This window comes from Acinetobacter sp. ANC_7682 (assembly GCF_056779795.1).
In genome coordinates this window covers 1-246 of the sequence record NZ_JBWYIQ010000102.1, presented here as the reverse complement: position 1 = coordinate 246, position 246 = coordinate 1, and the positions used below count along the sequence as shown (strand labels likewise).

The following is a 246-nucleotide window of genomic DNA, read 5'->3' as shown; positions in this document are numbered from 1 at the left end:
GGGTGGAGATTTGTCCTGTGGTGTCATCAAAGCGGAGTTGTCCATAGCCTTCGCCTTGGACTTCTTTACTTTTAATCCCTGCGAGTTTTTTTGTGTCTGGCAGTTGGCCTTGACTGTCGAATCGGGTTGGGCTGCGTTGGGCTTCATGTAGGCGTCCCACCACAAAGGGACGGTCGATGTTGCCGTCAAAGAAGTCGATAACCACGATTTCATTGATTCGAGGAAGGAAGCGTGCGCCATAGCCTT

1 protein-coding gene is annotated in these 246 nt (G+C 51.2%); it reads right to left on the bottom strand.

Annotated features, from left to right (window positions below; translation table 11 throughout):
- Positions 1-246: phage baseplate assembly protein V (locus AC1M9D_RS14170; protein WP_481612454.1), on the bottom strand; the 246-nt coding region annotated here is incomplete at both ends.